We start from the raw sequence: 24,481 nt of genomic DNA on the forward strand, positions 1-24,481 counted from the left end.
CGGTGGCTATACAGATTGAAGTGGGGCGAAAGCAGGATTGGTCGGACAGCTGCGCTACATGGATACTAACCGCTTAACTAATCGCGGTCGCATATTACCATTTGCGCTTGATCAGTGACGGGTTAACGCCGTTGGCGTTGAACGCTTCCAATTCCGCAATGCAGGTCTATGCTCATCGCGGTCTCGGCCGCTGCTTATTCGAGGAATGGGGTTGAAGATGAAGTTACCGACATTGATCGTCGCCTGCATCGCCGCCGCTGTGGTGGTGTTCGGCGTCCGCAATTTCAAGGCAGAGCCCAACCCGAACGAGGCGACCGAACAGGCGGCGGCCAGTGCCGCTGCGGTCCCGGTCAGCCCAATCAAGACGCTGACTTCGACCTCCTGCCCGTCCGACGGCTGCCCGATCTCTTGCGAAGACGACGACACCCTGCTGTCGGCGTTCTGCGTCAGCGGCACCAAGGCCCGCTTCGCCGACACGCTCAAGCTTGCAAGCGGCAAGCTGACCGCGACCTGCGGCATGGGCGCCAGCAGCATCCTGGCCTATTGCGGCCGGCAGTAACCGCGGCAAAGACGGCCCGGCGCAGGCCGGGCCATCGCATCATCGGCCTTACTTGAGGCCGAGCAATTCCACATCGAAGATCAGGGTCGCGTTCGGCGGGATCACGCCGCCGGCGCCGCGCGCGCCATAGCCGAGCTCCGGCGGAATGATCAGCGTGCGCTTGCCGCCGACCTTCATGCTGGCAACACCTTCGTCCCAGCCCTTGATCACCCGGCCCATGCCGATCGGAAACTCGAACGGCTCGTTGCGGTCGACCGAAGAATCGAATTTGCGGGTCTTGGCGCCGTTCTCGTACAGCCAGCCGGTGTAGTGCATCACGCAGATCTGGCCGCGCGCCGGCGACGCGCCGGTGCCGACCTGGGTGTCGACGATCTGGAGGCCCGACGGCGTGGTGACGGCTTTGACGGATTCGGACATGGCGGGGGTGCTCGACATCAGGGCCGCGGCGGGAGACATCGCAACGACGGCCAAAGCCAGCACAGCGCCGGCGGGAAAAGCGAAACGCATCGGATTGTCCTTTGGGAAGATCGACGTCGGTCGCGGTGAGGCCCGGTTGTAGCCGCTTGGGGCCGATCCGACAACCAAGCCAGGCGCGGCCGCCTGCCGGCCGCCCCGCCCCGTCACCCCAGCCGTCGCGGCCCGGCACCAGGCCGGGCCTCGATCCGACGGCTCAGTCCCCCGCGAACAATGACGGCCCGAACTTGTAGTTCACCCCGAGCGACACCGTCTGCAGCCTGTTGCTCTGCGGCGCCAGATTGACGCCATCCAAAGCCGGCGTCACCGACGTCGCGAACACCGGAGATGCCCCGAAGTCGAAGTACTTGTATTCGAGCGCCATCGACCACGACGGCGCCAGCGCGTATTCGAGACCGCCGCCGATGGTCCAGCCCCAATTGGTGCTGGTGTTCGCCAGCGTCGTGCCGCCGACACCGACGGTGTTGAACTGATCCTGCTGGCGATCCCACGCCGCGCCGCCCTTGACGTAGAGCAGTGTGCGATCGATCGCGTAACCGCCCCGCGCCGTCAACGCGCCGATCGCGTCGATCTTGCTGCCGCAGTCGAAGCCGGCCACCACAGGATTGGGATACGCGCCGAAGCAGGTGTTGGTGCCGCGGATATTCGCCCAATTGGCCGAGGCTTCGACACCAGCGACGAGATGCCCGAACTGGTAGTTCGCGCCGATCTGGCCGCCGAGCAGCGCGCCGCCGAGGTCGACCCGATCACCCGTCGTCGGAGTCGGGAACGGGTCCGCATAGGTGGTGCGGCCCCAGCCCGCGCCGACGCTGGCGCCGACATAGAGCCCGGTCCAATTGACGGACGCGATCCGCGGAGGCGCCTTGGCGATGCCGTGCGCCGAAGTCTCTGCCGTCTCGACGTCGCCGAACTTATAAGAGGTCTGCACGAAGCCGCCGTAGCGCTCGGCGTAGAACTGCATCGGCGACGTCGTCGCTTCTCTCGGGAAGATCGTGCTAGCGGTGTCGGTCGCGAAGTACCAATAGCGGCCGCCGACGCCGACGCTGAAACGATCGGTGACGGCGTAGGACAGGATCGCTTCGAATTGCGTGCCCCAGCCGTGGCCGACCTCCGACTGCGGATTGATGTCGGCGCGGAACCAATGATTGTCGAAGCCGGCGCGATTGACATACGGCAGATAGGCCGCATCCACCTCCAGCCGCAGCCGTTCGGTCAGCGGCGCGCGAACGTTGAGGCCGAGCGCGACGCCGCGCCAGGACTCGGTCTCGCTGAGACCGACGAAGTTGGTGGGAAACGGAACCCCACAGGTGTCGAAGTCGGTCGCGATCTGCCGACAGCCGAAGCCGTTGCCGGTCTGGTAGAACGAACGATAACCGACGAAGCCGCCAAGCTTACGGCCGCCATCGTTGATGAAATTGTAGCCGATGTCGGCGCTGCCGAAGGCCATGCGACCGTCGCGCATCTCCGAGATCGTGTTCGAGTAATTCACTTCGCTCGGGAAGTCTTCGTCGTTGAGCTGACCGCTCACGAGATGGCCGAGACCGAGATTGGCCTTGGCGAACAGCCCCGAAGCGTGATCGACGCGGACGAAGGCTTCGAGCGAGTGTCCGGTCTGATCGCCGTAGATCAGCCGCGAATTCAACCGGCTCGGCTGTACATTGTCGTTCAGATCCTTCTGCATCCGCCCCGAGCTGCCCCAATACCGGGTGCCGGCCTCGATCTGCCAGCCGAGCGGCAGAGCGGCGGCCTTCACGAACAGCGGCACGTCGCCGCCCGCACTGAGCGTCGGTGCGCCCGAGCCGAGCCGATAGTTGAGACCAGCCTTGACCAGATCGAGCTTCTGCTTGAAGCCGACCTCGGAGGCATTGCCGAATTGATCGACGTAAGCGGTGTCTTTGGTGCCGAAATCGACGTGGTTGTATTCCACGAAGGCCGACAGGTTCGGGCTTAGCGCGTATTCCAGGCCGGTGCCGGTGACCCAGCCCCAGCGCGTGCCGCTTTCGGTGAAGCGGCTGGCGCTGCCTGCGCGCTGCACGTCGCTGCTGCCGGTTGCCCACGCTGCGCCGGCCTTGCCGTAGATCAACAGATTGCCCCAGGTCTGGCCAAGCCGACCGGTGATCGTGCCGAGCGACGACAGCTCGTTGTGGCAGGTGAAATTTCTCCGTGTCCCGATGTCGGTGGCGCATTTGGCATAGCCGCCGATATCTGCTGCCGCGGCGGACGCTTCAACGCCGGCGACCCAGCGGCCGAATTGATAGTTCGCGCCGATCTGACCGCCGCCGAACAGACCGGAACTATCGCCACGCCCGGGGAACCCGCCCGACGTCGACGCGGCGAGCAGCGCGCCGGTCGCCGACTCCCAGTCGGTGCTACCGAAACCTCCGCCGGCATGGACGCCGAGATAGATCCCGGTCCAGCTCCACTGCGGCAGCGGAACTCCCGGGAGCGGCGCCGCGCTGACCGAGGCTGCGCCGAGCCGGTAGTTGAGACCGACCTTCACCAAGTGCGCGGTCTGGCCGATCGACACGTTCGATACGTCGCCGAACTGATCGGCCATCGTCAGTGAGCGATTGCCGAAATCTGCGTAGTTGTACTCGATCTTGCCCGACAGGCCCGGCAGGAAGGCATATTCGACGCCGGCGCCGAGCAGCCAGCCGGTGCGCGTCTCGGACGCTTCAAGCACATTGACGAAGTTGCCGCTGACCATCCGGCGATTGACATCGGCCCAAGCGGCGCCGGCCTTGCCATAGAACAATAAATCGCCTGCGGCGTAGCCGAAGCGCGCGGCCAGCGTCCACAGCTCATCAATCCGGCTGGTGCAGGCATAGGTGCCGCGCAGGCATCGCGCCAGGCCGTTGATGGAACCGAAGCTGGCGTCGCCTTCGATGCCGAGCACGTAATTGCCGAACTGCGCGTTGTAGCCGCCCTGAATGCCAGCGATCGCATTGCCGCTCACGCCATGGCCGTAGAAGGCCTCTGCGGCCAGCGCGGCACCGCCGCCCGAGATGCTGTTCCACGCGCTATCCGACGCGGCGGCGCCGACGTGGGTGCCGACGTAGAAGCCGGTCCAGTTCGTGACTGCAACTGCTGATGACGGAAACGGAGCAGCCGGCAGATCGGCAGCGTGCGCGCCGCCGCATCCAACGACCACAATCGACCACACACTCAGCCACGCTGGAACCTGCTTCATCCTGCCCCCTCGCTCGAAAAGCGCACCACCCAATCCAGGGCAAACATGATTCTGTGAGGGAACTCTACAGTCACGCGCGCATGGTGACTGAGCAGAACACAACAAGGTTCCGCAGCCGTACGCTGACGCGCAAAACTCAGCGAAGGTTGTGAGCGCAGCCGATCTCAGTACACTTAGGAAAGGTACGGGGCAGCACGATGCGGAACGGGATGTACTCAATTCACATCCGGATGCTCGACGGCATCCGCGCCCGTTCGAACGGCGTGATCCTGCTGCGCGATGGCCGGCTACTCGGCGGCGATCCTTATTTCTTCAGCACCGGGCACTACACCGTCGCCGACGGCCGCTGGAAAGGCGAGCTGCTGACACGGCAGCACACACCTTACAGCGAGACGCCGGGGCGACCGCTATTCTCCGGACACGACGTGACGACCGGGTTCTCCGGCAGCTTCGTTGATGATGAGTCCGAGGTGTTCGGCACGTCGCTGATCGGCAGCCGCAGCGTCAGCTTTCGCGCCACGCTGCGGCTGCTGGTGACGGACTAACCGGACGACGAACGTTCGTCGCCCTTGTCACGGGCGATGCGAACTACTTCTTCATCTGGTCCTTGGACATGCCGTCTTTGGACATGGCATCCTTCTTCATGCCGTCCTTCGCCATCGTGTCTTTCTTCATGCCGTCCTTGCTCATCGAGTCCTTGGCCATGGAGTCGTGAGCCATGCCGTCCTTCTTCTCCATCTTGTCCATTGCGTAGGCGGCCGGCGCCATCGCCAGGCTGGAGGAAAACGCGGCGACCATCAGGGCGAGAGCGATGCGGGTGCGGGTCATGTGATGTGATCCTTGTCGAAATCGATCGGTGCGGCGACTGCCGCCCTCTTGCTCGACGGATCGGGAACCCGGCTTGTTACGCCGCGCCGAAATAATTCTCGATCGCAGCTATCCGGACGACGGTGGTTCGGCACCGCAACAACTCCCGCACCGCACTGCAACTAACAAAACCGGTCGCAATCGGCCCGATCGCCGCCTCTCGCCTTGACCGCTCGGCGAGCAATGCTTTAGCGATTCAGACAACAGAAAATGATCGGGAGAGAACGATGCTGTCACGCCGCCACCTCCTCGTCTCCGCACTGGCAGCGCCCGCCGTCCTGAAATTCGGGATCGGCTCGGCGCAGGCGGCAACGACGCTGAAGATCTCGCATCAGTTTCCCGGCGGCACCATCGACAAAGGCGACTTCCGCGACCGGCTGTGCCGCAAGTTCGCCGAGGAAATCAGCAAGCGCTCCGGCGGCGAACTGGTTGGCGAAGTCTATCCCGGCTCATCGCTGATCAAGACCAACGCGCAGTTCTCGGCGATGCGCAAAGGCGCGCTCGACCTGTCGCTGTATCCGATGCCCTATGCCGGCGGCGAAGTCCCGGAGACCAATATCGGCCTGATGCCGGGACTGGTCTCGACTTATGAGCAAGGCCTGTCGTGGAAGACCAAGCCGGTCGGCAAGGCGTTGACCGATTTCCTCGCCGACAAGGGCATCGTGCTGGTCACCTGGGTGTGGCAGGCCGGCGGCGTCGCCAGCCGCTCCAAGGCGCTGCTGTCGCCCGACGATGCCAAGGGCCTCAAGGTTCGCGGCGGCTCGCGCGAGATGGACATGGTGTTGCAGCAGGCCGGCGCCGCGGTGCTGTCGGTGCCTTCCAACGAAATCTACGCCGCGATGCAGACCGGCGCCTGCGATGCCGGCATCACCTCGTCCACCAGCCTGATCTCGTTCCGGCTCGAAGAAGTCGCCAAGCATCTGACCTCGGGCGCCGACGCGTCGTATTGGTTCATGCTCGAGCCGCTGATGATGTCGAAGGCGATCTTCGACAAGCTGCCGAAGAACCATCAGGACATCATCCTATCGGTCGGCGCCGAGCTCGAAGCGTTCGGCAAGCAAGGCGCGCAGGCCGACGATATCGAAGTCGCCAAGGTGTATGAGAAGGCCGGCGCCAAGGTCGACAAGCTCGACGCCGCCACGGTCGAGAAGTGGGCCGCGATCGCGCGCGACACCGCGTGGAAGGACTACGGCAAGAAAACCGCGACCTGCGCCAACCTGCTCAAGCTCGCGACCGACGCGGCATGATGCACGGACCCGTGCCGGGCCAGCCGGATCCGACCAGCGCCGCTCAGCGCGAGACCGGCGGCCCGCTCGGCCATGTGCTGGCGCTGGTGAACCGCGCGATCTTGGTGCTCGCAGCAATCGCACTGGTGGTCGCCTGCGGCATCCTCAGCTACAGCGTGGCGGTGCGTAGCCTGTTTCACAGCGCGACCTACTGGCAGGACGAGGCCGCGGTGTTCCTGTTGGTCGGGGCCACCTTCCTGACAGCAGCGTTCGTGCAAAGCCAGCGCGGCCATATCGGCATCGAGGCGTTCACCGGCCTGCTGCCGCCGGCTGTGAACCGCATCCGGCTGTTGCTGGTCGACATCGCCAGCCTCGCCTTCTGCGGCTTCTTCGCCTGGAAATCCTGGACGCTGACGCACGAGGCCTATGTCGATGGCCAGGTCTCGAATTCGATCTGGTCGCCGCCGCTCGCCATCCCCTACGCGCTGATGGCCGCCGGCATGACGCTGCTGTGCCTGCAGATCGCGGTGCAGATCGTGAACTCATTCGGCAGGACGAAACGCGCGTGACAGTCCTTGGTATTGGTATCAGCTACGGTCTCGCCACGCTGGCGGCGATGTTCTCCGGCATGCCGATCGCATTTGCGCTCGGCGCCGTCGCGCTGGTGTTCATGGCGATCTACATGCCGCACGCCTCGCTCGATACGGTGACGCAGAACGTCTACGAGGAAATGGCGTCGATCACGCTGCTGTCGATCCCGCTGTTCATCCTGAAGGGCGCGGCAATCGGCAAATCGCGCGCCGGCCAGGATTTGTACTCCGCCCTGCACGCCTGGCTACATCGCGTGCCCGGCGGGCTCGGCGTCGCCAACGTTTTTGCCTGCGCGCTGTTTGCCGCGATGGCGGGCTCATCGCCGGCGACCTGCTCGGCGATCGGCTCGGCCGGCATCCCCGAGATGCGCAAGCGCGGTTATTCCGGCGGCTTCGCGGCCGGGATCATTGCGGCGGGCGGCACGCTCGGCATCCTGCTGCCGCCGTCGATCACCATGATCCTGTTCGCGGTCGCGGCCGAGAAGTCGCTCGGCCGGCTGTTCCTCGCCGGCATCGGCCCCGGCCTGCTGCTGGTGCTGCTGTTCGGCCTCTACGCGGTGGTTCGCTTCCGCCGCGAATACGCGCTCGCCAAGGAGCTGTACGACCAGACCGGCCAGACCTCGCCGATCCTCACCCGCGAGACTTACACCATGGCGCAGCGCTTCGGCGCGCTGCCGCGGGTGCTGCCGTTCGTCATCCTGCTCACCGGCGTGATGATCGCGCTGTACGGCGGCTACGCGACACCGTCGGAAACCGCCGGTCTCGGCGGCCTGCTGGCGCTGCTGCTGATCGCGTTGATCTATGGGGTGTGGAAGCCTTCCGACCTGTCGCCGATCATGACCTCCACCGTGCGCGAGTCGACCATGCTGATGATGATCATCGGCATGTCGCTGCTGTACTCCTACGTGATGAGCTATCTGCACATCTCGCAGTCGGCCGCCGAAGCCATCGTGGCGATGCAGCTGCCGCGCTGGGGGCTGCTGGTGGCGATCCTGGCGCTGGTGGTGGTGCTCGGCTTCTTCCTGCCGCCGGTGTCGATCATCCTGATGACGGCGCCGATCATCCTGCCGCCGCTGCGCGCCGCCGGCTTCGACATCATCTGGTTCGGCGTGGTGATGACCATCGTGATGGAGATGGGCCTGATCCATCCACCGGTCGGCCTCAACATCTTCGTCATCCGCAACGTCGCCCCCGACATCCCGCTGTCCGAGGTGATCTGGGGCACGCTGCCATTCGTGCTGCTGATGATGTTCGCGGTGCTGCTGCTGTGCCTGGTGCCCGGGATCTCGACCTGGCTGCCGGATCTGGTGATGGGGCCGGAGAGCCTCAGATAGATCGGAGGGTGGATCAGGCGCACTCGCGCCGCAATCCACCGCCCTCGCCGTATCAGAAACAAGATGGTGGGTTACGCGCCGACGACGCTACCCCACCCTATCGGTTGTTACCACGTGACGTAGAAGTCGCCGCGATTACCCATGCTTAGAGCCAGCGCTTTGCCGCCATCGATCGCCGCCTTGGTATCACCGGTCGGCTTCACGCTGGTCGACCCCATCGTCCCGCCGCCACCGGCGTCGGCAAAATGAACCGCCCACGACTGCATGTTGAGGTCAGGCACGTCGGACGCCTTCTGGAATTTGAGCGTGCCGTTCTGCAGCGCGTCGCTGAGCGACTGCGCCTGCTCGGTCATGCCCTTGTCCTGAAGCGCGGTGATGTGACTGGCGATGGCCGAGTGCGTTGCAAAGACGAACATGACGTCGTCGGACACCACCTGGCCTTCGGTCGAGCTCGCGAACTGGCCGCCGTTCTTGGCCAGATCCTGCATCGCTTGCGCATTGTTGTAGAGCTTGGCGCCGGCTTCCAGGATGGCGATGTTGTCCGCGTTGCCCTGTTGCTGCCAGAGCGGCGTGCCCGACAGCACACTGTCCCCCGCACTGGTTTGGTCCTTCGAACCTTTCAGCCCGTTTCCGAGATCGTGGATCTGATCGAAGATCGATTTGTTATTGGACGACGCTTTGTCCGACTGAGCTGAGCCCTTGTTGCTGGACCTGAAGGCATCGACCTGGGCCGCGAGCTTCTTGGCCGCGACCTGATCGGACGCGTTCCTCGCCAGCATTGCCTTGGCGTTGTCTGACAGATCCACAATCGTCGCGGGGCCGGACCGCGAAGACGCCGCTGCGCTCGGAGCCGCAAAGCTCCCGCTGCTGAGCCCGGAGATCACGCTATCACTGGTGGCGTTCTGCACGCCGATCACGGACTTGATCGCCGATAGATCCGGAAGCGTGGGAGCGATCGTCGTCATGATGGGCCTCCCTGGCCGCGCCGCTGACCCGGTAGATGAAACGGGGTCGACTCGCCAAATTCGAGTATCAAATGATATGGGTATCTTCAGGCGCGCATTGTTAAGAATGAATTAATGCCGCCGTTTTCGAACGGCTCGACGCGACCCGGCTTGCCTAAGAATTGTTCTAGATTGGCCTGGGGCCGCGCGACCTAGGACGCTGAACGCACCCGCTTGTTCTTCGCATTCAGCGCATTGACGACGCGGCTGACCGGCGGGCGGCCGAGCAGTGCGGCGACGCTGTTGGTCGCGGCGATCAGCCTGTCCATGTCGACGCCCATCGGCACGCCCATGCCTTCCAGCATGTACAGCACATCCTCGGTCGCGACGTTGCCGGTCGCGCCCGGCGCATAGGGGCAGCCGCCGAGGCCGCCGGCGGCGCTGTCGATCACGCGGGCGCCCTCTTCCAGCCCGGCATAGAGATTGGCGAGCGCCTGGCCGTAGGTGTCGTGGAAGTGCATGGCGAGCGACTGCATCGGGATCGCCTCGGCACAGGCGCGCAGCAGCTCGCGAACTTTCTTCGGCGTGCCGACGCCGATGGTGTCGCCGAGCGAGATCTCGTAACAGCCGAGGTCCCACAGCGTGGTCGCGGCATCGACCACCGCCTGCACCGGCACGTTGCCGTCGAACGGACAACCGAGCACGCAGGAGATGTAGCCGCGGACCTTGACGCCGTCGGCCTGCGCGCGCGTCAGCACCGGCCTGAACCGCTCGATCGACTCCGCCACCGAGCAATTGATGTTGGCGCGCGAGAATCCTTCGGAGGCCGAGGCGAACACCGCGACGACCTGCGCACCGACGGCGCGGGCGGCCTCGTAGCCCTTCTCGTTCGGCACCAGCACGTGGAATTCGCCCGGCAGCTTCAGCGATGCGCGTAGCACCTCGTCGGAGCCGACCATCTGCGGGATCGCCTTCGGCGACACGAACGCGCCGACCTCGACGGTCGACAACCCCGCCGCCACCAGCGCCTCGACGAAGGCGATGCGGTCGGCGACGCTGACCGGCGTCTTCTCGTTCTGCAACCCGTCGCGCGGGCCGACTTCGACGATGCGGATGGTGTCGGTCATGGACGAACCCCAAAGTCGTTCGTCATGGCCGGGCTCGTCCCGGCCATCCACGCCTTCGGCATCGCGCCGCAAGAAGGCGTGGATGCCCGGCACAAGGCCGGGCATGACGGAGAATGAACTATTCTTCCTCGGCCTCGACTTCCGCGAGCTCGGCGCCTTCCTGAACGATGTCGCCGACCTTGCATTTCACCGCCGTCAGCCTGCCGGCGAACGGCGCGCGCAGGGTCTGCTCCATCTTCATCACTTCGAGCGTGAGGATCGGCGCACCCTTGTCGAGCTTGGCACCGGCCTCCGCAAGCAGCGCCACCACGGTGCCGGGCAGCGGCGCGACGATCTTGTCTTCGCCGGTCTGCTCCTCGCTCTCGCCGCCGAACGGATCGACTAGGTGTAGCTCGAACCGGCCATGGCGCGTCCGCACGTACAGCTCGGCACCATCGACCACCGCCTGCACGCGCGAGCGCGTTTCGCCGAGGGCCACATCGATGCCGTCGCCGGCAGCGGTCCAGGCGAAGGCAAGCTCGCGGCCCGCGATGTTCAGCGCCGACCTGCCGCCGCCATAGGTGAGTTCGATCTTGTGCTCGGTGTGCTCATGCCCCTGCCCGCGGCGGAACAGGAACGCGCGCTTGCGCCGGCCGACCGGCATCCAGCCGGATGTCCGCCACGGCGACGCACCCTCAGCTTTGGCGGCTTCATCCTCGCCGCGCAGGATCGACGCGACCGCGGCGGCGAGTTCGAGATCGCCGAGCGCGTTCGGGGCCGCGGTGAGCGCTGCGAGATGGCGCTCGATGAAGCCGGTGTCGATCGCGTTGGCGCGCACCTCGGGATGCGTGATCAACGCCGACAGGAACGGAATGTTGGTGACGACGCCGCGGACGTCGGTCTCGTTGAGCCCGCGGTCGAGCCGGTCGATCGCCGCCTGACGGGTCGGCGCCCAGGCGATCACCTTGGCGAGCATCGCATCATAGTACGGCGATACGCTGTCGCCGCCGCGATAGCCGGCATCGATCCGCAGGCCATCGACCTCCGCCGGCGTACGCCAGGTGGTGATCTTACCGACCGATGGCATGAAATTCTTCGCCGGGTTCTCGGCATAAACCCGCGCCTCGATGGCGTGGCCGTTCAGCTTCAATTGGTCCTGTGTCAGCGGCAGCGCTTCGCCGAATGCGACGCGAAGCTGCCATTCGACCAGGTCGACACCGCTGATCAGTTCGGTCACCGGATGCTCGACCTGCAGGCGGGTGTTCATCTCGATGAAGAACACGTCCTTGCCGTCGGAGACGAACTCGATGGTGCCGGCGCCGACGTAGTTCACCGCGCCTGCCGCGCGCCGCGCCGCGGCACACACCGTCTCGCGCTGTGCGGCGTCGAGCGTCGGCGACGGCGCCTCCTCGATCACCTTCTGGTGGCGGCGCTGCAGCGTGCATTCGCGCTCGAACAGCGACACCAGATTGCCGTGGCTGTCGCCGACGATCTGCACCTCGATATGGCGCGGATTGTCGACATAGCGCTCGATCAGCAGCGTATCGTCGCCGAACGCCGCCTTGGCCTCGCGCTTGGCGCTGACGATCGCGGCGGACAATTCGTCGGCTTTGCGCACCACCCGCATGCCGCGGCCGCCGCCGCCGGCCGAAGCCTTCACCAGCACCGGAAAGCCGATCTTGTCCGCGGCCGCGGCGAGCGTCGCTTCGTCCTGCGCCGCGCCGTGATAGCCCGGCACCAGCGGCACGCCGGCCTTTTCCATCAGCGCCTTGGAGCCCGATTTCGAGCCCATCGCGGTGATCATCTGGGGCGTCGGCCCGACGAATACGAGACCAGCATCCGCGCAGGCCTGCGCGAACTCGGCACTCTCGGACAGGAAGCCGTAGCCGGGATGCACCGCCTCGGCACCGGTCTGCTTGGCAGCCTGGATGATGCGTTCGATGTTGAGATAGCTGTCGCGGGCTCGCGCCGGGCCGAGCAGCACGGCCTCGTCGGCCTCGGCGACGTGCTGGGCGCCGGCGTCGGCCTCGGAATACACCGCGACGGTGCGCAGGCCCATCGCACGCGCGGTGCGGATGACGCGGCAGGCGATCTCGCCGCGGTTGGCGATCAGGAGCGTGCGGAAGCGACGATACAGTGCGGTGCTGGTCATCATCAGATCCTGATCATCACATCCGGAACAGGCCGAACTTGGTCGGCTCGATCGGCGCATTGCTGGAGGCTGAAAGCCCGAGCCCGAGCACCAGGCGGGTATCGGCGGGATCGATCACGCCGTCGTCCCACAGCCGCGCGGTCGCGTAGTACGGACTGCCTTGCGTCTCGTATTGCGCGCGGATCGGCGAGCGGAATTCCTCCTCCTCCTCCGTGCTCCACGCGCCACCTTTGGCCTCGATGTTGTCGCGGCGGAGCTGGCTCAGCACCATCGCGGCTTGCTCGCCGCCCATCACCGAGATGCGCGCGTTCGGCCACATCCACAGAAAGCGCGGCGAGTACGCGCGGCCGCACATTCCGTAATTGCCGGCGCCGTAGGAGCCGCCGATCACCACGGTGAATTTCGGCACATTGGCGGTGGCGACCGCGGTCACCAGCTTGGCGCCGTCGCGGGCGATGCCGCCGGCTTCGTACTTCTTGCCGACCATGAAGCCGGTGATGTTCTGCAGGAACACCAGCGGAATGCCGCGCTGGCAGCACAGCTCGATGAAGTGCGCGCCCTTCAGCGAGCTTTCGCTGAACAGGATGCCGTTGTTGGCGATGATGCCGACCGGAAAGCCCCAGATATGCGCGAAGCCGCACACCAGCGTCTGGCCGTACAGCTTCTTGAATTCGTCGAACTCCGAGCCGTCGACGATCCGGGCGATGATGTCGCGCACGTCGAACGGCTTGCGGCTCTCCGCCGGCACGATGCCGTAGAGCTGCTCGGCAGGATACAGCGGCTCGCACGGGGTGCGCATGTTCAGCGGCGGCCGCTGCGGCGGCTTCAGGGTGCTGACGATCTTGCGGGCGATGCCGATCGCATGAGCGTCGTTCTGCGCGTAGTGATCGGTGACGCCGGATTGCCGCGAGTGCACGTCGGCGCCGCCGAGTTCTTCGGCCGACACCACTTCGCCGGTCGCGGCCTTCACCAGCGGCGGGCCGCCAAGAAAGATGGTGCCTTGATTACGGACGATGATGCTCTCGTCCGACATCGCCGGCACATAGGCGCCGCCCGCGGTGCATGAGCCCATCACCACCGCGATCTGCGGAATGCCTGCAGCCGACATATTGGCCTGGTTGAAGAAGATCCGGCCGAAGTGCCGCTCGTCGGGAAACACCTCGTCCTGCTGCGGCAGGAAGGCGCCGCCGGAATCCACCATGTAGATGCACGGCAGATTGTTCTGCCGCGCGATGTCCTGCGCGCGCAGATGCTTCTTCACCGTCATCGGGTAATAGGTGCCGCCCTTCACCGTCGCATCGTTGGCAACGATCATGCATTCGCGCCCCATCACGCGGCCGATGCCGGTGACGATCGAGGCCGAATGCACGTCACCACCGTAGAGGCCGTTGGCGGCGAGCGGCGACAGTTCGAGAAACGCGGTGCCGGGATCGAGCAGCAGGTCGACGCGCTCGCGCGGCAGCAGCTTGCCGCGCGCGGTATGTTTGGCGCGGGCCGCCTCGCCGCCACCGGCAGCGACCGCCGCCAGCTTGTCGTTCAATTCGGCGACCAGTGTCCGCATCGCATCGGCATTGCGCGCGAAATCGGCCGAACCGGGATCGATCTTGGAGTGCAGCGACATGGCGTTTCCGGCAGGTTCTGACTCGCTTCGGGACCGAAGCGTTGAAGACATCGTGTCATCGCCAGGCCGCCAGGCGCAACCCTAACCTGACCCGGCGCAGCGCAGGACGCGCATAGCCGTTCGGCGCAGCCTCAGGCTTGCGCCGAGCGGTCGTCGAGGCCGCCGCAGCACCTCACGGAGCCACGGCGGATGCCGGATCAGTGGGTCCAGGGCTCGGGACGGCGGAAGGCAAAATTGTCGGCGTAGGCCGCGCGGCGGCGCGCCGGCTCCTTCGGCTCGATCACCTGATACGGGATGCCTTCCCGCTCGCAATAGGCCACCGCCTCGTCGCGGGTGTGGAAGCGCAGGCTCACCTGCTGCTGCATATCGGACGACGAGGTCCAGCCCATCAGCGGCTCGATCATGCGCGGTTTCTCGGGCTCGTAATCGAGCTGCCATTCCCGGGTCTTGGCGGTCCCGGATTGCATCGCGTTCTTGGCGGGCTTGTAGATCCGTGCGGTCATGGAAGGGTCGAGCCTGTCGGGGTGCGGCGCTGCGCCGGTTTGGTGGAAGCGGCGATCTTGGTGTATTGTTCCGCCGCGTAACGGATCAGGTCGGGATCACGTAAAGTTTTGAGGTTGGTCCCGGCCACTTGTGATTCCGTCGCCTGCGGTTTCGTTTCCTGATTTCCTATATTCCGTCCCCGGCACCGTGACAATCGTGGGGCCCGGCGGGCGACCTTCGCAACAACACGGACGATCGGCTCCATGGAAATTCAGGCCATTCTGCCCAGCAAAGGGCGCGATCTGCGGCTCGACCTGTTCCGCGGCGTCGCCAACTGGGCGATCTACCTGGATCACATCCCGAACAACGTGGTGAACTGGATCACAACCCGGAACTGGGGATTCAGCGACGCCGCCGATCTGTTCGTCTTCATCTCCGGCTACACCGCCTCGTTCGTCTACGCCAAGATGATGCTGGAGCGCGGCTTCATCGTCGGCGGCACCCGGCTGACCAAGCGAGTGTGGCAGCTCTACGTCGCGCACATCGTGCTGTTCGTGATCTATATCGTGGCGATCGGCTACGTCGCGCAGCGCTTTTCCGATCCCGAGATCATCAACGAGTTCAACGTCGCCGGCCTCGTCGCCAATCCGATCGAGACGCTGCGACAAGGCCTGCTGCTGAAGTTCAAGCCGGTCAATCTCGACGTGCTGCCGCTGTACATCGTGCTGATGGGGCTGTTCCCGCCGGTGCTGTGGCTGATGCTGCGCCGGCCGGACGCGGTGATGATCGGCTCGTTCGTGCTGTATTTCGCCGCGCGCTACTTCGAATGGAATCTGCAAGCGTTTCCGGAAGGCACCTGGTACTTCAATCCGTTCTGCTGGCAGCTGCTGTTCGTGTTCGGCGCGTGGTGCGCGCTCGGCGGCACGGTGCGGTCGCGCTCGATCATCGACTCGCGCGGCATGCTTTGGTTCTGCCTGGCTTATCTGGTGTTCGCGCTGGTGATGACGATGGCCGGCCGCTTCCAGGAGTTCGGCGACCTGTTCCCGCGCTGGCTGTACGACGCCTTCAATCCCAACGACAAAACCAACCTCGCCCCGTACCGCTTCCTGCATTTCGCGGTGATCGTGGTGCTGGTGATCCGGTTCGTGCCGAAGGACTGGAAGGGGCTGGAATGGCGCGGCTTCGATCCCTTGATCAAATGCGGTCAGCAGTCGCTCGCCGTGTTCTGCGTCGGCGTGTTCCTGTCGTTCGTGGCGCATTTCGAGTTGACCATGAGCTCCGGCTCGCTGCTGGCGCAGATCCTGGTCAGCGTGATCGGCATCGCTCTGATGACGCTGGTCGCCTACTACATCTCCTGGTCGAAGCAGCAGGACAAACCCGCCCGCCCCGCCGCCAAGCCCGCCACTCAAGCAGCTCCCGTTGCTGCTCCGGTCGCAGCCTCAGGTGCCGAGCCGCAGCCGGCGCGGTCGCAGCTTCAGGACAGCGGCGTGCCTGCCGTCTCGCCGGCGATGATCGCGGCGGCGCGGTCGAGCCCGGAATAGAGATCGTGGCTGGCGCCGTAGCTGGCGCCGTTCTCGCTCCATGACGCGCGGCACCCAGGCGCCGACGCCTGACGCAGCGCCTCGATCAGATTGCCGGGACCGAACGGCTCCGGCAGCACCACGCCGGCATCGGCCGCCGCAACATGGCGCGCATAGCCGCACACCGCGGTGGTGATCACCGGCAGGCCGTTGACCACCGCCTCCAGGATCGCGGTGCCGGTGGTGTCGACCCGCGCCGGATGGATCAGAACATCGGCCCCCGCCATCAATTCGGGAATGTCGCGGCGCATCCCGAGCAAGCTGATCCGGTCAGACACCTTCGCATCGCCGGCGAGCCGGCGCATCAGCCGCCCCTGCTTGCTGTCGTCGGCAACCCCCGCCACCACCAGCCGCGCCTCCGGAAATGCCGCCAGCGCCGCCACCGCGCGGTCGAGCCCCTTGGTCAGCGGATGCGCTGCCACCGCGAGCCAGACCACGGGATCGCCGACCACACCGAGCTCGCCGCGGATGCGCTCGCGGGTGCCGTCGGTGCGAAACTCCGGATGCCGGCGGCCGGGATCGATCGTCGGCGGCATCAACGCCAGCCGCTCCGGCTCGGTGCCCCAGGCGAGTTGGAAACTGTCGAGCTGGTTCTGGCTCAGCAACAAACACTGCGTCGGCCGGCCGGGTGCGAAACTCGCCGTCTCCAGCTCAAGCTTGATCCGGCGCCGCGCGGTGAAGCGATCGGACCACCGCGCCGGCCGCGCCTTGTCACAGCCGTCGGCGCAGTACAGCACGTCGAGATCGATCAGCTTGCCGAAGCCGGCGAGCCGGTCGAACTCGGATTTGCGCTGCGCCGCCGCTTCGGCAAAGCGCTGGTCGCGGCCGTGATTGCTCCAGGCGCTGACCGGCAGCAGCTCGATACTCAGGTCGGTCGGCAGCTCACCCTGCAGCCGCGAGGCCAGAATGGTGACGTCGTGGCCGCGCGCCATCAGCCGCCGGGCGATGCCCATGCAGTCCCGCTGCAGCCCGCCGCTCGGGAACAGCGACACGATCGCCAGCGCGATCTTCATCGGCCAAGCTCCGCAGCAGCCTCAGATACGGCGCAATCTGCACCGGCCGCGCGACCTGGGAGCCCGCGGCGAAACCATCGTGAAATGAAGGAAGACGGGTGGTCGGGGCAGCTGGATTCGAACCAACACCAAGTCATTGATTTCGCTTATCCTGATTCTGACGATCTACCCACAACCTGGGCGAGTCCCGCGCATTTGTCCCCGCGATTCTGACCTGCTCAAGCCCTGCCATCGCCGGGCTGCATTGTGCTGCGTGCCGCGTTCCCAGCGCCCGGACAGTGGCGGCTCGAAGGACCATCAATGGCAAAACTCCCTTTCCCGCGGAAAGTGCTCGAGCAGCACACGATCGTGCTCGGCAAGACCCGATCCGGCAAATCGTCGACCATGCGGCTGGCGGTCGAGGATCTGCTCGATCGCAGCGAGCCGGTCTGCATCATCGATCCCAAGGGCGACTGGTGGGGCCTGAAATCCTCGGCCGACGGCAAGAGCCCCGGCTATGAGATCGTGATCTTCGGCGGCAAGCACGGCGACGTGCCGATCAACGCCGCCAGCGGCAAGGCCGTGGCCGAGCTGGTGGCCCAGGGAAATCGCCCCTGCCTGATCGACCTCGGCGGCTGGATGGTCGGCGAGCGGACGCGGTTCTTCATCGACTTCATGTCGGCGCTGTTCAACACCGCGCGCGGCAGCCGCTGGATCGTCATCGACGAGTGCCACAATTTCGCGCCGCAGGGGAAAGCCTACGACGTCGACACCGGCAAGATGCTGCATTGGGCAAACCGGCTCGCCAGCGAGGGCGCCGGAAAGGGCATGATCCTGATCAGCGCCTCGCAGCGACCGCAGAAGGTCCACAAGGACTACGTCACCTCGCACGAAACGCTGATCGCCAAGCGGGTCATCCACCCGCTCGATCGCAGCGCCATGAAGGACTGGATCGACGGCTGCGGAGATCCCGCACTCGGCAAGGAGGTGCTCGATACCCTCGCCGGCCTGCAGCGGAACCAGGGGTGGGTCTGGTCGCCGGAAATCGGCTTCGGCCCCAAGCTGGTCGAGTTCCCGATGTTCGCCACCTACGACAGCTTCGCGGCGCCGAAGAATGGCGCCTCGGACAAGAAGCTGAAGGGCTGGGCCGACGTCGACCTCGAAGAGGTCAAGACGAAGCTCGCTGCCGCGATCGCCGAGCACCAAGCCAACGACCCCAAGAGCCTCAAGGCCGAGACGGCAAAGCAGAAGACCGAGATTGCAAAGCTGACGGCGGAACTGGACCGTCTCAAGAACGCGCCGAGCCCGGCGCCGGACAAAGCCGATGTAGCCGCGGCCGAAGCACGCGCCAAGGCTCAGGGCAAGGTCGAAGGATATCGCGAAGCTGTTGCCGCGCTTAAGCCGGTTCTCGGCAAGCTCAGCAAGTTTGTTGTCCCGCTGAAGGACGCCTCCGACATGATCGACGGCGTGACGATGATGGCCGAGGCATGGGGCGAAAAGGCAAACCAGCTGCAGCTCCTGCTCAATGCAGGCAGGCTGCCGTCCCAGGCCATCGCGGCGCCCCGAGCCGCATCACCGCCGCCTTCGCGGCAAGCCCCCCCGCTCAACAAACGTCAGAGCCCGCCAAACCGCTCATGGGCAGCGGGCGTCGACGTGCCGCTAACCGGCCCACAGCGCCAGCTCCTCGAGGCGCTTGCCTGGTGGAAGACAATGGGACACGACGCGCCGACGCGGCCGCAGGTTGCAGCGATTGCCGGTTGGAAGCCGAAAGGATCGAACCTGCGCAACCGTCTGTCGGAGCTGTCGAGCAACGGGCTCGTCTCCTATCCGGCAGACGGTAAGGTCAGCCTCACCGCGATCGGCGAGGCTTCGGCTCCCGCACCCGACACCAGCCGCACACTGATCAATAGCATTCGCGCAGTCTGCACCGGCCCGCAGCAGGCGATCTTCGATCAGTTGCTCGCCTTCCGCGATCAAGGCCACTCGCCCGTTACGCGTGCCTATCTCGCGCAGGCACTCGGCTGGGAGCCCGGCGGCAGCAATCTTCGTAACCGTCTGTCCGAGCTGAGCGCGATCGAGGTCGTCGAATATCCGGCGAGCGGAATGGTCCAGCTGCAGGATTGGGTCGTGGGATGAGCAAGATCTCCCTCACCTCACAAATCCAGGAAGTCGCGAGCGAGCTGAACAAGCGCCGCTCGGTCTATCCGCGGATGATTGCCGCCAGGCGCATCAAGCAGGACCTGGCCGACTACCAGATGAAGCGGCTCGATGCGGTTCTCGCAACGCTGCAATGGCTCAAGGAAAACGAGGCGGCGATCAGGCGCAAGGTCGACGTGATGACGACACTAACCGCCGCGGCGCACGCGCTGCGGTCCTATGAGCACGGCAATGCTTCGCCCGAGCTCGCCCGCGAGATCGCGGAGAAATGCGAAGCCCTCATTGGAAAGGACGCGGCATGACCGTCGCACTGCCATTGCCCGAGACGCTCGCGCGCCATCGGGACGTTTACCAGGAGATCGCCGCCAGCCACCCGTCACTGTTGAACGGAAAGGTCTGGTGCCCCAGCTGCGGCCGCTCCCGCGTCGTCGATGCCGCGCGATGCCTGCGCGAGGGCTGGCCGAAGTGCTGCCACGGCACAATGTCGCTCGACCAGCTCCGCAACGAAGTGGTGAAACCGTAAGGTTCGCGTCGATGGTCGAATCGACTGCGGGAATTATCCCGCTTGGATTGATGTCGCGGGCAAGCCCGCGACATTTGGTCAAATCTTTTCTCTAACCGCAGTCTCTCCGCGGCGATCAAGAAGCTCGATCAACTTTTCGTAGCGCACATTCAAAGCTGCCAGAATCTGCTTGGGCGAGCTTCCTTTGTAGACTGCTTCGGTGATGGCTGTGAGGATCAATATTCTAGCACCCAACAACACAACTTTGACTGCCGAAAAGTTGCCCTTCAGCACGTTGCGCGAAACGCTTGGCAATAGAGTGGCCCCAACTGCACCCCACAGAACTACTTCTGCAATCATTGCACGAGTTCGATAATCCGACCTCGATTTAAATCGCACTCGCCGGATCGATCGTGCGGCTTTGAAGTAACATCCTGCGCTGTGGAGAAGTTTACTGAGTTGCCCGGGAAGCTCATCGGAGTGAGCCTGCCACTCCTCTCGATAACGCTCCTGATCGCCCGCTGGCAGCTTCCGAACGGCCCCGTCTAGCAACCGCTTCGTCACTTTAGGAAGATGCGCTGCTAGCTCATCAGCCGCGAGTGACGTGACTAATGTCCACAGTAGATCTGTCAGACCTGCCATGCTGGGGTACCTCCCCACTGCAGCGGCTCCAGAGCTTCTCGCGCGGCGCGTTGTCCCTCCCCGGTAATGCTGTAGTACCGACGACGCGGTCTTCCTTCAGCGGATGGATCAATAGTCTCCCATTCGCTCACCAGCCATCCAGCTTGCTCTAGACGCGCCAGTAGCGGGTACAGCGTGCCAGAACCGATCTTCGTCTCAAGATGTATTTCGGCGCCTGATCGGGCGCGTTTTACGTCAGCCATGTAGAGCCTCAACACTTTAAGCGTTGGTCCAGAAATTCTGACAGATCCCATGCGCTGCTTCTCCTCACGCTCTTCGGGGCCTTACCGGCCTCTATTGAAAATCGATATAGACCCTATGTCGACTTTCGTCAATCGGGTGAGTGACAGTGCGGCTTCTCCCCTTTCCCTAGACCGCGGGCTGTAAAATGCCCCATGGCCGATTCCCGCACGGTGGCCCAGCTTGAGGCCGAGAACTATCACCACATCTGCTGCGAGTGCTGCAAAGGCTACGTGTGGGTGCCCTTCCGGATGATCCGCAGCAGGATCCCGAACCTCGACTCGATGACGCTCGACGAGCTGGGCGCCCGCATGCGGTGCGATCGCTGCGGCGGCCGGCCAGAGCGATACTACGCCGAGCGGCAGAGCGACGCGCCCGGCTACGCCAAGACGTTCACCCGGCTCGATTAAGGCCGGCCTGAAACCTCCCGTTAAGACAGATTATGGAACATTTCGTTCCGCGCGCGGGCCCTTGTATCGCATTCCCGCGCCGTCAGGAGCGTTATGGCCGCCATCGCTGCCGTCCGTAAGTCCGCCAAGCCGGCGAAGCCGCCGTCGCGGCGCGACCTCTGCCAAGAGCTGCTCGACATCGCCCGCAAGCCGGAGATCGCCGAGGCGCTCAGCCGCATGGAGGCGATCAAGAGCCTCCTGAAAGAGCAGTCGAAAACCGACGGGAAGTTCCGAGAGGAGTTTCCCGGCATCGGCTACGTCTCGGCGAGCCCCCCGGCGCCGTCGCAGATCAACGGCGAAGAGCCGAAGCTCTCGGTCGCAAACTGGATGCTGATCCGCGAGTCGCAGCGCGTAAAGCTCCTCGAACAGGGCTTGGTGACGATCGAGCCGATCGTGAAGGCCGCCTTCTACGGGCGCGTCGACGTCAAGCTGCACACCACCCCCGCGAGCTGACCATGTCCGATTCGAACATCATCCTCCCGTCGATCGGCCGCGTGGTCTGGTTCCACCCCGCTGCCCAGGCAAACCCGAACGGTCAGCCCCACGCGGCGCTGATCGCCTACGTGCAGAGCGAGCGGCTGATCAACTTGGCCGCCTTCGACGAGAACGGCACCAGCTACAGCGCCACCTCGGTGCCGCTGCTGCAGGGCGATGAAGCGCCACCGACCGACGGCACCGCCTACGCCGAGTGGATGCCCTTCCAGAAGGGCCAGGCCGCCAAGACCGACAACGTGGCCGCCGGTGTGCGGGACCGCCTCGACGCGTTCGAGAAGTCGGTCGACGATCGTTTCCGGCAGACTGGCGACTTCTTGACCAAGAAGTTCGCCGAGGTCGACGGGAAGCTGGCTCAGCCCGCGGTCACTGTCACCGGCGATACGGCTGTGGAGCTCGTAGGCGTTCCGTCGCCCATGCCGGCCGAGCTGGCGCAGCCCTCCGCACAGCCGTCTGGACAGTGACCACCGCCCTCGATCTCATCCGGACCAAGCGCGATGCGCTGGTACTGAAGCGCGACCAGATGTCGGCCGGCGTCAACGTGCTCGCCGGTGCGATCTCAGTGTGTGAGGAACTGATCGAGCAGATTGCGTGCGTCTCGACGGAAACGAACCCCGTGCCGAACCCGAATGCTTCGAATTCGGAGGTCCGCTAGACGCTCAGGGCAAGGTAAGTACCTGACTACCTTGGCAATACTCCACCCCCTGTGCAATATTGATCTGCATCAACTTTATTACTCGCAATGGTTGTATAGTTCCTTTTTCAAGCTCAGGGCTTGCTGTGCCGTCATTTCAGTCAGCCGATTACTACTTCCACCCCTGCCAGGCGTGCGGTGGCGCGGCCAACCTCACTCGACGATCGCCCTCGGCCGATGGCGGCGAGACACGAACCTATGAGTGCCGGAAGTGCGGCCAAGTGGACGTCTATGACGTAAGTGCGGCCCCTCAGGCCGAATGGACCCGGAAAAATCAGCTGCCGGTCAAATAGCGGATCACCGCGATCGTCGCGCCGACCGTTGCGGCCATGGTGCCGACGAAAGTCAGCAGCGCGACAAACAGCATCTTGATGCCGGTCAGGCGTTCCACGATCGCCAATAGGCGCTGCAGGCTTTTCTGGATCTCGACGAGCTGCTCGCCCTGCTTGTCGGCGCGCTCATCGTTACCGACCTGCTGCTGCTCGAGCGTCGCCACCCGCTCGGCCAGTGTAGTGCCACCGTCGCGGATCTGCCGCGGGAGCCGTGCCGCCCGTGCGCTCATTGTGCGTCCCCCTGCCCTGCATAAGCCTCGCGCTGCTGGACGACGCACGCCCGGCCGGCCTTGATGCGCTCGTTGCCGATGATCACCTCGGCGTCGCGTTGCAGATACGCGGTGATCGCGTCGTCGTCGGGCCCGAACGGCCGCGCGTCGACCGGCTGCAAGATCTCCTCGCAGATCTGCGACGGCAGCTCGGCGCGCAGCGGCGCCGGCAGCTCACCGCTTCTGTGGACGCAGCTGGTAAGCAGCATCGCCGAGACGGCACACATTGCCGCCGGCGGCAGCCTTCGGCCGGGCGGCCGCGGCCGCCGGAGGATGTTTCGCATAGTGGTCCACCTTCTTCTGCAGGGCTTTGGCCTGGTCGGCCAGGCGTGCCAGCCTCGGCCGATAGTCGCTTTCGAGATCCACGCGGATTTCCCTGTCACGCGTGACGCGCGCCTGTTCGGCCGCCGCACGATCGGCGGCGCGCTGCGCCTCGCAGGAGTCGCCGGCGAGCCGCAGCGTGAGCAGCGCCGCCAGCGCGCCGAAGCTGAGGAAGGCGACGAACCGTGCCGGGATCACATAGGGGCCGATCACCGGCAGGCGGCTGCCGAACGGGATGTAGCCAACCACCAGGCCGACGATCAGCAGCAGGCCGGCAACGCCGATCGCGAGGGTGAGCGCCACCGCCTGCAGGCCTTCGAGGATCGCGCCGAGCGTGGCGGCCGCGCCGCCGAACAGAAAGCCGCTCATCGCTGCCACCACCGTTTGGTGGTCGCTTCCGCGACGCCTTCGAGGCAGAGCTGGCGCTCACTCATGCGGTAGTCGCCAGGACCACGCCGCTTGATCAGCCCAGGTCGGACCTTGCCGGCACCGGTCACGCGCCAGCCATCGAATGCCTCACAGGCACCGCGCAGATCACCGGCGTTGATCTTGCGCATCATCGGCGATCTGCAGACCGCTGCCGCGCCGGCGTTGTAGCTGGCATCGAGAAAGGAGCCGAGCACCTTGCCCGGCACCTTGCTCAGGTCGACCGTGAAACACGGCTCGATCTTCGCCCAATAGCGCGGCAATGACTCGGCCAGCTTGGCGTCGCATTCAACCTTCGTGAAACGCGTGCCGACCTTCACGGTGCCGAACTCGTCGGTTTGGCCGTAGCAGTAGGTCACGGGATGGCCGGTGCCGATCATGTCGCGGCGAGCGACCGCGTCCATGCCTTCCCATTGCGGCGTGATCAGCATCGCAGCAGCAACCGCCGCGGCGGCAAATCCGCCGGTCGCGCCGGCGCCGGCGCCGATTGCAACCTTATTCGTTGTCGACAGAGCCATGACCGCGATCCTGTTTCACGAAGCGAGCGGCGAGCGCGCACACACTGGAGAGCGTCGTCGACGCGCCCCCGATGATCGAAAGCGTGATGGGGCCGATCGGGAATGCGACGTCCCTCAGCAGCAGAAAGCCGACGAAGGCGGAGACGCCGCCGAACACCGCGCCGGCGACGTTGAAGCGGACCGACCAGGCGCGGCGGGCCACCCAGCCCGCATCGTCGATCAGGCACAGGCGTTTGCGCGGCGCGCGCGCGGGCGCGCCCGCAGAAGCGGGTTCTTCCATCT

The 24,481-nt window shown here is 65.1% G+C and carries 30 protein-coding genes; 13 read left to right on the forward strand and 17 right to left on the reverse strand.

The window, feature by feature from the left end; all coding sequences use genetic code 11:
- Positions 1 to 217: 217 nt before the first annotated feature.
- Positions 218 to 559, forward strand: a complete 342-nt coding sequence (locus DY467_RS01590) for a hypothetical protein (protein WP_107346591.1) — start codon at positions 218 to 220, stop codon at positions 557 to 559.
- A 48-nt stretch (positions 560 to 607) separates the two neighbouring features.
- Here DY467_RS01590 and DY467_RS01595 read toward each other — a convergent pair whose 3' ends face one another.
- Both DY467_RS01595 and DY467_RS01600 read right to left on the reverse strand, forming a co-directional pair.
- On the reverse strand, positions 608 to 1,015 hold the full coding sequence (locus DY467_RS01595; RefSeq protein ID WP_164633856.1) for an FKBP-type peptidyl-prolyl cis-trans isomerase: 408 nt from the start codon (positions 1,013 to 1,015) through the stop codon (positions 608 to 610).
- Between the two features lie 214 nt (positions 1,016 to 1,229).
- Entirely contained in the window at positions 1,230 to 4,223 is a 2,994-nt protein-coding gene (locus tag DY467_RS01600) for an outer membrane protein (RefSeq protein ID WP_164633764.1), read from the reverse strand.
- Positions 4,224 to 4,420: 197 nt separating this feature from the next.
- Here DY467_RS01600 and DY467_RS01605 point away from each other — a divergent pair, with 197 nt between their 5' ends.
- Complete coding sequence (locus DY467_RS01605; RefSeq protein ID WP_164633765.1) at positions 4,421 to 4,768, forward strand: GrlR family regulatory protein; 348 nt, start codon at positions 4,421 to 4,423, stop codon at positions 4,766 to 4,768.
- 43 nt (positions 4,769 to 4,811) lie between these two features.
- Here DY467_RS01605 and DY467_RS01610 read toward each other — a convergent pair whose 3' ends face one another.
- Positions 4,812 to 5,051, reverse strand: coding sequence for a pentapeptide MXKDX repeat protein (locus tag DY467_RS01610; RefSeq protein ID WP_164633766.1), 240 nt, complete (start codon positions 5,049 to 5,051; stop codon positions 4,812 to 4,814).
- Between the two features lie 266 nt (positions 5,052 to 5,317).
- On the opposite strand from DY467_RS01610, the gene dctP reads away from it, so the two are divergent.
- The 3 genes from dctP to DY467_RS01625 are packed head-to-tail and all read left to right on the forward strand — an operon-like array spanning position 5,318 to position 8,240.
- Positions 5,318 to 6,337, forward strand: a complete 1,020-nt coding sequence (dctP, locus tag DY467_RS01615) for a TRAP transporter substrate-binding protein DctP (RefSeq protein WP_164633767.1) — start codon at positions 5,318 to 5,320, stop codon at positions 6,335 to 6,337.
- On the forward strand, positions 6,334 to 6,885 hold the full coding sequence (locus DY467_RS01620) for a TRAP transporter small permease (RefSeq protein ID WP_164633768.1): 552 nt from the start codon (positions 6,334 to 6,336) through the stop codon (positions 6,883 to 6,885). Before dctP ends, DY467_RS01620 begins: the two co-directional genes overlap by 4 nt.
- Positions 6,882 to 8,240 (forward strand): TRAP transporter large permease, encoded by a 1,359-nt coding sequence (locus tag DY467_RS01625; protein WP_164633769.1) that lies wholly within the window; start codon positions 6,882 to 6,884, stop codon positions 8,238 to 8,240. Before DY467_RS01620 ends, DY467_RS01625 begins: the two co-directional genes overlap by 4 nt.
- A 107-nt stretch (positions 8,241 to 8,347) precedes the next feature.
- On the opposite strand, the gene DY467_RS01630 is transcribed toward DY467_RS01625, so the two are convergent.
- The 6 genes from DY467_RS01630 to DY467_RS26670 all read right to left on the reverse strand — a co-directional run bounded on the left by DY467_RS01630 (position 8,348) and on the right by DY467_RS26670 (position 14,694).
- Entirely contained in the window at positions 8,348 to 9,205 is an 858-nt protein-coding gene (locus tag DY467_RS01630) for a hypothetical protein (RefSeq protein ID WP_164633770.1), read from the reverse strand.
- Positions 9,206 to 9,396: 191 nt separating this feature from the next.
- Positions 9,397 to 10,311, reverse strand: coding sequence for a hydroxymethylglutaryl-CoA lyase (locus tag DY467_RS01635; protein ID WP_164633771.1), 915 nt, complete (start codon positions 10,309 to 10,311; stop codon positions 9,397 to 9,399).
- A gap of 118 nt (positions 10,312 to 10,429) precedes the next feature.
- On the reverse strand, positions 10,430 to 12,442 hold the full coding sequence (locus DY467_RS01640) for an acetyl/propionyl/methylcrotonyl-CoA carboxylase subunit alpha (protein WP_164633772.1): 2,013 nt from the start codon (positions 12,440 to 12,442) through the stop codon (positions 10,430 to 10,432).
- A gap of 16 nt (positions 12,443 to 12,458) precedes the next feature.
- Entirely contained in the window at positions 12,459 to 14,063 is a 1,605-nt protein-coding gene (locus DY467_RS01645; RefSeq protein WP_164633773.1) for a carboxyl transferase domain-containing protein, read from the reverse strand.
- A 197-nt stretch (positions 14,064 to 14,260) separates the two neighbouring features.
- On the reverse strand, positions 14,261 to 14,566 hold the full coding sequence (locus DY467_RS01650) for an ETC complex I subunit (protein WP_107344521.1): 306 nt from the start codon (positions 14,564 to 14,566) through the stop codon (positions 14,261 to 14,263).
- Complete coding sequence (locus tag DY467_RS26670) at positions 14,563 to 14,694, reverse strand: hypothetical protein (protein ID WP_283811771.1); 132 nt, start codon at positions 14,692 to 14,694, stop codon at positions 14,563 to 14,565. The genes DY467_RS01650 and DY467_RS26670 overlap by 4 nt, the downstream gene beginning before the upstream one ends.
- Before the next feature lie 115 nt (positions 14,695 to 14,809).
- Between DY467_RS26670 and DY467_RS01655 the strand changes: the two genes are divergently transcribed.
- The gene (locus DY467_RS01655; RefSeq protein ID WP_164633774.1) at positions 14,810 to 16,087 is read left to right on the forward strand and encodes an OpgC domain-containing protein; all 1,278 of its coding nucleotides are present in this window, start codon (positions 14,810 to 14,812) and stop codon (positions 16,085 to 16,087) included.
- Here DY467_RS01655 and DY467_RS01660 read toward each other — a convergent pair.
- Positions 16,021 to 17,139 (reverse strand): glycosyltransferase family 4 protein, encoded by a 1,119-nt coding sequence (locus DY467_RS01660; protein ID WP_164633775.1) that lies wholly within the window; start codon positions 17,137 to 17,139, stop codon positions 16,021 to 16,023. The two genes, DY467_RS01655 and DY467_RS01660, sit on opposite strands and share 67 nt — an antisense overlap.
- A gap of 300 nt (positions 17,140 to 17,439) precedes the next feature.
- Here DY467_RS01660 and DY467_RS01665 point away from each other — a divergent pair, with 300 nt between their 5' ends.
- From DY467_RS01665 to DY467_RS01675, 3 genes are read left to right on the forward strand one after another with little or no spacing between them, the layout of a single operon-like run.
- Entirely contained in the window at positions 17,440 to 19,254 is a 1,815-nt protein-coding gene (locus tag DY467_RS01665; RefSeq protein ID WP_164633776.1) for a helicase HerA domain-containing protein, read from the forward strand.
- The gene (locus tag DY467_RS01670; RefSeq protein ID WP_164633777.1) at positions 19,251 to 19,577 is read left to right on the forward strand and encodes a hypothetical protein; all 327 of its coding nucleotides are present in this window, start codon (positions 19,251 to 19,253) and stop codon (positions 19,575 to 19,577) included. Before DY467_RS01665 ends, DY467_RS01670 begins: the two co-directional genes overlap by 4 nt.
- A complete protein-coding gene (locus DY467_RS01675; protein WP_164633778.1) occupies positions 19,574 to 19,798 on the forward strand; it encodes a hypothetical protein in 225 nt (74 codons plus the stop codon). The genes DY467_RS01670 and DY467_RS01675 overlap by 4 nt, the downstream gene beginning before the upstream one ends.
- A gap of 78 nt (positions 19,799 to 19,876) precedes the next feature.
- Here DY467_RS01675 and DY467_RS01680 read toward each other — a convergent pair whose 3' ends face one another.
- Positions 19,877 to 20,419 (reverse strand): hypothetical protein, encoded by a 543-nt coding sequence (locus tag DY467_RS01680; protein ID WP_164633779.1) that lies wholly within the window; start codon positions 20,417 to 20,419, stop codon positions 19,877 to 19,879.
- Positions 20,407 to 20,712, reverse strand: coding sequence for a PadR family transcriptional regulator (locus DY467_RS26825; RefSeq protein ID WP_205501918.1), 306 nt, complete (start codon positions 20,710 to 20,712; stop codon positions 20,407 to 20,409). The genes DY467_RS01680 and DY467_RS26825 overlap by 13 nt, the downstream gene beginning before the upstream one ends.
- A 141-nt stretch (positions 20,713 to 20,853) precedes the next feature.
- Between DY467_RS26825 and DY467_RS01690 the strand changes: the two genes are divergently transcribed.
- The 4 genes from DY467_RS01690 (at position 20,854) to DY467_RS01705 (ending at position 22,294) form a co-directional block, all read left to right on the forward strand.
- Positions 20,854 to 21,108 carry a hypothetical protein gene (locus DY467_RS01690; protein WP_164633780.1) on the forward strand — a complete coding sequence of 85 codons (255 nt, stop codon included), beginning with the start codon at positions 20,854 to 20,856 and terminating at the stop codon, positions 21,106 to 21,108.
- A gap of 93 nt (positions 21,109 to 21,201) precedes the next feature.
- Positions 21,202 to 21,600 carry a hypothetical protein gene (locus DY467_RS01695; RefSeq protein ID WP_164633781.1) on the forward strand — a complete coding sequence of 133 codons (399 nt, stop codon included), beginning with the start codon at positions 21,202 to 21,204 and terminating at the stop codon, positions 21,598 to 21,600.
- A gap of 2 nt (positions 21,601 to 21,602) precedes the next feature.
- Positions 21,603 to 22,103, forward strand: coding sequence for a hypothetical protein (locus tag DY467_RS01700; RefSeq protein ID WP_164633782.1), 501 nt, complete (start codon positions 21,603 to 21,605; stop codon positions 22,101 to 22,103).
- On the forward strand, positions 22,100 to 22,294 hold the full coding sequence (locus tag DY467_RS01705; protein ID WP_164633783.1) for a hypothetical protein: 195 nt from the start codon (positions 22,100 to 22,102) through the stop codon (positions 22,292 to 22,294). The genes DY467_RS01700 and DY467_RS01705 overlap by 4 nt, the downstream gene beginning before the upstream one ends.
- A gap of 313 nt (positions 22,295 to 22,607) precedes the next feature.
- Here DY467_RS01705 and DY467_RS01710 read toward each other — a convergent pair whose 3' ends face one another.
- The 5 genes from DY467_RS01710 to DY467_RS01730 are packed head-to-tail and all read right to left on the reverse strand — an operon-like array spanning position 22,608 to position 24,479.
- Positions 22,608 to 22,895 carry a hypothetical protein gene (locus tag DY467_RS01710; protein WP_164633784.1) on the reverse strand — a complete coding sequence of 96 codons (288 nt, stop codon included), beginning with the start codon at positions 22,893 to 22,895 and terminating at the stop codon, positions 22,608 to 22,610.
- Positions 22,892 to 23,056 (reverse strand): hypothetical protein, encoded by a 165-nt coding sequence (locus tag DY467_RS01715; RefSeq protein WP_164633785.1) that lies wholly within the window; start codon positions 23,054 to 23,056, stop codon positions 22,892 to 22,894. Before DY467_RS01715 ends, DY467_RS01710 begins: the two co-directional genes overlap by 4 nt.
- A gap of 52 nt (positions 23,057 to 23,108) precedes the next feature.
- Complete coding sequence (locus DY467_RS01720) at positions 23,109 to 23,624, reverse strand: hypothetical protein (protein ID WP_164633786.1); 516 nt, start codon at positions 23,622 to 23,624, stop codon at positions 23,109 to 23,111.
- Entirely contained in the window at positions 23,621 to 24,199 is a 579-nt protein-coding gene (locus DY467_RS01725; protein ID WP_164633787.1) for a glycoside hydrolase family protein, read from the reverse strand. The genes DY467_RS01720 and DY467_RS01725 overlap by 4 nt, the downstream gene beginning before the upstream one ends.
- The gene (locus DY467_RS01730) at positions 24,177 to 24,479 is read right to left on the reverse strand and encodes a hypothetical protein (RefSeq protein ID WP_164633788.1); all 303 of its coding nucleotides are present in this window, start codon (positions 24,477 to 24,479) and stop codon (positions 24,177 to 24,179) included. Before DY467_RS01730 ends, DY467_RS01725 begins: the two co-directional genes overlap by 23 nt.
- Between the last annotated feature and the right edge of the window lie 2 nt (positions 24,480 to 24,481).

Source organism: Rhodopseudomonas sp. BR0G17, assembly GCF_010907025.1.
Taxonomy (GTDB): domain Bacteria; phylum Pseudomonadota; class Alphaproteobacteria; order Rhizobiales; family Xanthobacteraceae; genus Rhodopseudomonas; species Rhodopseudomonas palustris_H.

Bases quoted from the DNA above. Each gene is read 5' to 3' on its own strand.
- DY467_RS01590 (WP_107346591.1), top strand. From the start codon at position 218: ATGAAGTTACCGACATTGATCGTCGCCTGCATCGCCGCCGCTGTGGTG.
- DY467_RS01595 (WP_164633856.1), bottom strand. From the start codon at position 1,015: ATGTCTCCCGCCGCGGCCCTGATGTCGAGCACCCCCGCCATGTCCGAA.
- DY467_RS01600 (WP_164633764.1), bottom strand. From the start codon at position 4,223: ATGAAGCAGGTTCCAGCGTGGCTGAGTGTGTGGTCGATTGTGGTCGTT.
- DY467_RS01605 (WP_164633765.1), top strand. From the start codon at position 4,421: ATGCGGAACGGGATGTACTCAATTCACATCCGGATGCTCGACGGCATC.
- DY467_RS01610 (WP_164633766.1), bottom strand. From the start codon at position 5,051: ATGACCCGCACCCGCATCGCTCTCGCCCTGATGGTCGCCGCGTTTTCC.
- dctP (WP_164633767.1), top strand. From the start codon at position 5,318: ATGCTGTCACGCCGCCACCTCCTCGTCTCCGCACTGGCAGCGCCCGCC.
- DY467_RS01620 (WP_164633768.1), top strand. From the start codon at position 6,334: ATGATGCACGGACCCGTGCCGGGCCAGCCGGATCCGACCAGCGCCGCT.
- DY467_RS01630 (WP_164633770.1), bottom strand. From the start codon at position 9,205: ATGACGACGATCGCTCCCACGCTTCCGGATCTATCGGCGATCAAGTCC.
- DY467_RS01635 (WP_164633771.1), bottom strand. From the start codon at position 10,311: ATGACCGACACCATCCGCATCGTCGAAGTCGGCCCGCGCGACGGGTTG.
- DY467_RS01640 (WP_164633772.1), bottom strand. From the start codon at position 12,442: ATGACCAGCACCGCACTGTATCGTCGCTTCCGCACGCTCCTGATCGCC.
- DY467_RS01645 (WP_164633773.1), bottom strand. From the start codon at position 14,063: ATGTCGCTGCACTCCAAGATCGATCCCGGTTCGGCCGATTTCGCGCGC.
- DY467_RS01650 (WP_107344521.1), bottom strand. From the start codon at position 14,566: ATGACCGCACGGATCTACAAGCCCGCCAAGAACGCGATGCAATCCGGG.
- DY467_RS01655 (WP_164633774.1), top strand. From the start codon at position 14,810: ATGGAAATTCAGGCCATTCTGCCCAGCAAAGGGCGCGATCTGCGGCTC.
- DY467_RS01660 (WP_164633775.1), bottom strand. From the start codon at position 17,139: ATGAAGATCGCGCTGGCGATCGTGTCGCTGTTCCCGAGCGGCGGGCTG.
- DY467_RS01665 (WP_164633776.1), top strand. From the start codon at position 17,440: ATGGCAAAACTCCCTTTCCCGCGGAAAGTGCTCGAGCAGCACACGATC.
- DY467_RS01670 (WP_164633777.1), top strand. From the start codon at position 19,251: ATGAGCAAGATCTCCCTCACCTCACAAATCCAGGAAGTCGCGAGCGAG.
- DY467_RS01675 (WP_164633778.1), top strand. From the start codon at position 19,574: ATGACCGTCGCACTGCCATTGCCCGAGACGCTCGCGCGCCATCGGGAC.
- DY467_RS01680 (WP_164633779.1), bottom strand. From the start codon at position 20,419: ATGGCAGGTCTGACAGATCTACTGTGGACATTAGTCACGTCACTCGCG.
- DY467_RS26825 (WP_205501918.1), bottom strand. From the start codon at position 20,712: ATGGGATCTGTCAGAATTTCTGGACCAACGCTTAAAGTGTTGAGGCTC.
- DY467_RS01690 (WP_164633780.1), top strand. From the start codon at position 20,854: ATGGCCGATTCCCGCACGGTGGCCCAGCTTGAGGCCGAGAACTATCAC.
- DY467_RS01695 (WP_164633781.1), top strand. From the start codon at position 21,202: ATGGCCGCCATCGCTGCCGTCCGTAAGTCCGCCAAGCCGGCGAAGCCG.
- DY467_RS01700 (WP_164633782.1), top strand. From the start codon at position 21,603: ATGTCCGATTCGAACATCATCCTCCCGTCGATCGGCCGCGTGGTCTGG.
- DY467_RS01710 (WP_164633784.1), bottom strand. From the start codon at position 22,895: ATGAGCGCACGGGCGGCACGGCTCCCGCGGCAGATCCGCGACGGTGGC.
- DY467_RS01720 (WP_164633786.1), bottom strand. From the start codon at position 23,624: ATGAGCGGCTTTCTGTTCGGCGGCGCGGCCGCCACGCTCGGCGCGATC.
- DY467_RS01725 (WP_164633787.1), bottom strand. From the start codon at position 24,199: ATGGCTCTGTCGACAACGAATAAGGTTGCAATCGGCGCCGGCGCCGGC.
- DY467_RS01730 (WP_164633788.1), bottom strand. From the start codon at position 24,479: ATGGAAGAACCCGCTTCTGCGGGCGCGCCCGCGCGCGCGCCGCGCAAA.